Here is a 249-nt window from a genome sequence, read left to right as displayed (position 1 = left end):
TTTTCAACGTTATGTCCTGGGTCAACTATATTTAAACCGAGCATCATCGCATCATGAACAACATGATAATACATGTCACCTGTTACATATACATCCCCTCCTTTAAATTTAGCTTGATTGATGTATTTGTTACCACCACCACCAAGTACAGCTACTTTGCGCACTTTATCATCTAACTTCCCAACAACTCGTGCCCCCTTTACATCTGATGATTGCTTTACATGTTCTGCAAACTGCCCAAGTGTCATT

The 249-nt window shown here is 39.4% G+C and carries 1 protein-coding gene; it reads right to left on the bottom strand.

The window, feature by feature from the left end; all coding sequences use genetic code 11:
• On the bottom strand, positions 1–249 hold a 249-nt coding region (locus KVT31_RS29805), incomplete at both ends, for a Nif3-like dinuclear metal center hexameric protein (protein ID WP_217613754.1).

The organism is Bacillus sp. GbtcB14, from assembly GCF_019091205.1.
GTDB classification, from domain to species: domain Bacteria; phylum Bacillota; class Bacilli; order Bacillales; family Bacillaceae_G; genus Bacillus_A; species Bacillus_A cereus_AG.
The sequence above is the reverse complement of the archived record's forward strand: the minus strand, read 5'-3'. Positions and strand labels throughout refer to the sequence as shown.